At 42.0% G+C, this 3,480-nt stretch carries 3 protein-coding genes; 2 read left to right on the forward strand and 1 reads right to left on the reverse strand.

Translation table 11 applies throughout. The features are described 5' to 3' along the window. On the forward strand, positions 1-1,490 hold a 1,490-nt coding region (locus ACJAT7_RS18530), incomplete at its 5' end, for a TIM-barrel domain-containing protein (protein WP_415228270.1). A 238-nt stretch (positions 1,491-1,728) separates the two neighbouring features. Then, entirely contained in the window at positions 1,729-2,316 is a 588-nt protein-coding gene (locus tag ACJAT7_RS18535; RefSeq protein WP_415228271.1) for an AAA family ATPase, read from the forward strand. A gap of 27 nt (positions 2,317-2,343) precedes the next feature. Here ACJAT7_RS18535 and ACJAT7_RS18540 read toward each other — a convergent pair. Further along, the coding region (locus ACJAT7_RS18540; protein ID WP_415228272.1) for an ATP-binding protein at positions 2,344-3,480 on the reverse strand (1,137 nt) is incomplete at its 5' end.

Here is a 3,480-nt window from a genome sequence, read left to right on the forward strand (position 1 = left end):
ACAGTAAAATGGGCAGTCTGACTTGGGATCTTAAAAACTTCCCTAAACCAGTTGATAAAATAGCGGCATACAAAGAAAAAAACATCGCCATGATGGTGATCGAAGAGTCTTATATCAGTAAAGGGTTAGAAGAATATAAGGTACTGGATAAAAAAGGTTTTATGGCTCACGACAATCAGGGAAACACCCTTGATACAACACAATACAGTGCCTGGTGGGGACATGGCGGCATGTTCGACTGGACTAATAAAGCAGGCCGGGATTTCTGGCATGACTATCGACGTCAAGCGCTGATCAATGCGGGTATAGCCGGACACTGGACGGATCTTGGTGAGCCGGAAATGCATAACACCCAATTCAAATACAGTGATGGACTGGATCATGTAATGGTCCATAACTCCTTTAATACTGAGTGGCTGCAAAGCATCTACGACGGTTATTTACGTAATAATCCGGAAAAACGCCCCTTTATGATGTCACGCTCAGGCGGTATGGGGATGCAGGCGTTAGGCGCCGTTATGTGGTCGGGTGATACTGGCAGTGATTTTGCGTCTCTCGCATCACAAATGCCGCAACAAACGCACATGATGTGGTCTGGTCTGGACTATTACAGCTCTGATGTGGGCGGCTTCCATCGCGCGGCGCTACAAAATTCAGACAAGCTGCAAACTGACGAACAAGCGATCAATGAATTGTTTACGCAATGGTTTGCTTACTCAAGTTTATATGAAGTGCCGGTACGCGCGCACACAGAAAATCTTTGTAATTGTAAAGAAACAGCCCCGGATAGGATAGGCGATATAGACAGTAATCGCGCTAATATTAACTTACGCTATCAATTATTGCCTTATTACTATTCGCTGGCCTTCCGCGCTACTTTCGATGCAGAGCCGGTTTTCCCCTCCCTGGAATATTATTACCCTAATGATGATCAGGCTAAAAACCTAGGCGAGATGAAGATGATTGGGCCATTCTTATTAGGCTCATCTGCTGCTGCGCAGGGACAAAAAATTGCCAGTACCTATCTGCCTAAGGGCAGTTGGTTTGATTTCCGCACAGGCAAAAGTGTGACTTCAAAAGGGCAATGGGTAAAACAAGATCTTTATATTAATGAACTTTTCACCCTGCCGTTATATGTGGCGCAAGGTGCATTGATTCCTTCGACCGAAAGCAAAGCGAACCGTTTAAAAGTATTTGGTTTCGGAACACAACAGTTTGATTGGTATGATGATGACGGCTCTAGCAGCGCTTATCTACAAGGGGATTACCAACAAATCCATCTGCAAAGTAAACAAAAACAACTTCTGTTTTCACGCATCAAGGGAGATAAGTTAGCGATCAACACCTTAGAGTGGGTATTGCCCGCAAACAGCAAAGTAAAAGCGGTAACATCAAGCTTGGGCTCACTACAATTTGTTCAGCAAGGTGAGATACTGACCATTACACTCCCTAAATTCAAAAAAGAGCTTACTGTCGAATTAACGCTCTAAACTGTAATAAATCAGGCCCCGTTAAGGGGCTTGATTACTCCCGCTTATCTCCTTTCAATACCAACCCTTATCTATGTGACACAGTTAATATTTAGCAAGCATAGTGCGATCCCTTTCTCCTAAATAACGACTATTATTTAATTATCATATTGATTTATTTAAATTTAATTAATCGATAAACGAATCGCTGTTAACGGCTGCGAGTCTTTAATGTGAACAGTTTAAGTTTGAGGTTTACATGAATAATTTAAATATAAAAAGACGTATTGTGGTAACAGGTGGTCCTGGAGGCGGCAAGACAACGGCTCTGGATCTGTTTCGCCGCGAATTGAAGGATAAAATATCCTCAGTACCAGAAGCGGCGACTATGATTTTTAGTAGTGGTATTGAGCGTTCGCTAGACAATAAGGTTATTTGTGCGCAGCAGATCGCAATCTTTAATTTACAGCGGAACTTAGAAGATGTGCAGCGAAAAATGCACCCTGACTCGCTTATTATCTGCGATCGCGGCTGCTTGGATGGGCTTGCCTACTGGCCGGGCTCAGAAGAAGAATTCTTTAAAATCATGAACAGTTCCCTAAGTGAAGAACTGGAACGCTATGATGCCGTGATATTCTTTGAAACAGCGGCTAAATCTGGTCAAGAGATAAAAAGCAATAATCCCATCAGAAATGAATCTGAGCAAACCGCCATTATTCTGGATCAACGGCTACAGAAAATTTGGTCCCAACATCCCAATTTCAATTTGGTTGCCAGCTCGGAATCATTTATTAAAAAAGTGATGTTTGGCATTAGCACCATACAGAATGTGATTGATAAAATGTAACCATCTGTAAAAAATTAGTGGCCCAGTTTAACGGCAAGGTATGGTCACTATAACCTTTAAGCCGCCCAGCGAGGATTTTTCAAAGCTTAATTCCCCCTGATGAAATTCAACAATATTATGGACTAAGGTCAACCCTAACCCGGCGCCCTTACCTTGCTGTTGATACTGCCGATAAAAACGTTCGGTTAAACGTGAATATAATGCGGGGGAAATACCCTTCCCCGAATCTTCGACCATAAATAGCATCTGCTGATGGTTTTTTTTGATGGTTAAATTAATCACTCCCTTTTCCGGGGTATGTTGGCTGGCATTATCCAATAGATTACGAATTAATATTTCCAGTAAAAATTCACTGCCAAGAAAACTAACATCCTGATCTTTGCTATCGCAACAGAGCGCTAGCTCCTGCTCTTTATTAATTATTTTAACCGCCATTTCAGCCACTATATTTTGACAAAGCTGATGGAATTTAATCTCTGTTTTGGGGATCGTCTCAGGGGTTATTTTCGATAAAGTAAGAAGCTGTTCAAGCAGTCGTGCAACACGTTTGACTCCCTTATCAAGCTCACGCAGCGCAATATCACGATCCTCGTCATTACTGCTGTTCAGTGCATTTTGTGCATGAATCAAAACCACAGATAAGGGGGTGCGTAGTTCATGGGCGGTATCAGCCGTTAAACGTTGCTCTCGTGTTAAGGCATCATCTAAACGCGTAATTAACGCATTAATCGCATTTAATACCGGACTTAATTCCTGCGGGATCACCTTAAGATCAATGGTTTTCAGACTGTATGCTTCACGTCGGTTAATATCTTTGACCAACTGCTCAAGCGGCGCTAAACCCGCTCGGATAATAACGACTAACAGCACCAGAAAAAGAGGAAAGATAAGTAGAGCTGGCAGCACAATATGTAGCACTACCTCCGTCGATAACTCATCTCTAATTGACTCGCTTTCTGCAACATATAACCAAAAACCCAAATCTTGATCATGAAGCGTATAGACGCGCCACATCTGATCGTTAATTTGTAAATTACTGTAACCCTGTTTTTTATTAGCAAATGCAGCATCTGAAGCACTGCTTGATTTTATCAGTAATTTCCCCTTTTCGTTAAATACCTGATATGCCAGTTTGTTTTGGTAAATAAAGCTTTCATTATTTTT

The organism is Psychromonas sp. (genome assembly GCF_047632995.1).
Lineage (GTDB): Bacteria > Pseudomonadota > Gammaproteobacteria > Enterobacterales > Psychromonadaceae > Psychromonas.